The organism is Paraliobacillus sp. JSM ZJ581, assembly GCF_044383835.1.
Lineage (GTDB): Bacteria > Bacillota > Bacilli > Bacillales > Amphibacillaceae > Paraliobacillus.
The window spans coordinates 1-1,803 of record NZ_JBISEP010000062.1; the positions used below are offsets into that span (position 1 = coordinate 1).

At 33.6% G+C, this 1,803-nt stretch carries 1 protein-coding gene; it reads right to left on the bottom strand.

Annotated elements, in window-relative coordinates:
- Positions 1-306 precede the first annotated feature (306 nt).
- Positions 307-1,515 carry an NAD(P)/FAD-dependent oxidoreductase gene (locus ACH6CY_RS15600; RefSeq protein ID WP_374068231.1) on the bottom strand — a complete coding sequence of 403 codons (1,209 nt, stop codon included), beginning with the start codon at positions 1,513-1,515 and terminating at the stop codon, positions 307-309.
- Positions 1,516-1,803: the final 288 nt, after the last annotated feature.

A 1,803-nucleotide genomic window follows, 5' to 3' on the forward strand; every position in this document is an offset into this window, starting at 1 on the left:
TAGCTACTTTAGGACGCGAACATAAAATAATTCAGTTGACTATTCTGACTCACCAACGTGATTTGACGTAGAACCTAAAAAACGAACTATAATTCGAATTATAATTCGCTTTCTATTACTCATTATTTAGTTTTGTTCCAAGCTCAATTTATTAATGAAAATCTCTTCTATGTTCTGCTTTTCTTGAGCAAACAACATACACAACTGCTGATAACAGTGTAAAAAGTGTGACAAGCAACGTATTTTTCATGAACGAAATCCTCCTTCAATCATTACAAACTTAGCTTGCTTTTTCATTATATCTTTTTAGAAAGGTTTAAATTTTCCTTTTTTCAGTACCAATTTTGGGCCACCTAATAAGAATAAATAACGATCATCAATGATATTTTTCATCATTTTTGCAGAAAATCCAAATAATTTTTTACCATCAAAAATAGTTCCCATCGCATGACGACCACCTAAAGATGCTACCGTACCTTTATTATCGAAAACGAATTCTTTTAATGCACCGCCTCGAATCATTGCTGAGATATTAGCCGCACAAATATCTGCTTCTTGAATAGCAATTTGGGCTGTCGGCGGGTATGGTTTACCTGTCTCTTTATTCATTACCCATGCACAGTCTCCTAAAATAAACACATCTTCATAACCTGGTGCACGTAAATCGGAATCAACATTTACTTTTCCTTTAGTTAATTCAAATCCTGATTGACCAATAACGGCATTTGCTTGTACTCCACCAGTCCATACAATGGTTCCGGTCTTTATTTCTTCTTGATCTTCACCAACAATAACAGCATTCTCTTTACATGCTTTAATCATTGTTCCTAATCTAAATTCCACACCACGATCTTCTAGTGATTTCTTGCCATAGTTAATTAATTCTTCATCAAAACCTGGTAAAATAGTAGGTGCAGCTTCAATATTTATAATTCTTGGCTTACTAGGATCAATATCGTATTTTTTGCACAATTGTGGAATTCGTTCAGCCAGCTCACCTACAAATTCAATCCCTGTGAAACCACTACCTCCAACTACAAATGTAAGTAGTTCATCCTTATCACTTTCCCCATCGTGATAACGTGCGAATTGGTGTTCAATATGATTTCGAATATAACGGCTCTTATCAACGCTTTGGATAGACAATGCATATTCAGCCATACCCGGAATACCAAATGTCGCTTTTTCAAAACCTAAACCGATTACTAAATAATCATAATCAATATCACCGTTTATCAACTGTACTTTCTTTTGATCTGGAAATATTTTTTCAACTGTATCTTCTATAATAGATACGCGATTTTGATTAATAACATCAGTAATCATAATTCTTGACTGATTCGGATCAATTGTTCCTGCCGCTACTTCATGCAGCCATGTTGTTTGATAATGATAATTATGCTTATTCACTAGAACAATTTCTGCCTCTTCTTTTGATAATTGTTGCATTAGTCGCTTAGTTGTCATCATCCCGGCATAACCTGCGCCGAGAACAACTATTCTTGGTTTACTCATAGATGCACAACCCCTTTAAATGATAAAAATTGTTTGCCAGTATTTCTTTCATTTGTTCTTTTCACATATGTAAAAATACTACATATTGAAAATACCTTTTCACTTCATCCCCATATAAAATAAATCTTAATTAATTACATGTTAACAAAAACAAACAAGTACGTCTAACCTAATCCCTTATGCTTATAATGTTTTTTTCACACTGTATTATTATCCTGAATTATTCATAGAAATTCCTTAATGACTTAAAAATGCTTATCTGCCAAGCTATCTAGCTAAGTTGGTCGT

What these genes read in the sequence shown, in the direction of transcription:
- ACH6CY_RS15600 (WP_374068231.1), bottom strand. Translation starts at nt 1,515, where the DNA reads ATGAGTAAACCAAGAATAGTTGTTCTCGGCGCAGGTTATGCCGGGATG.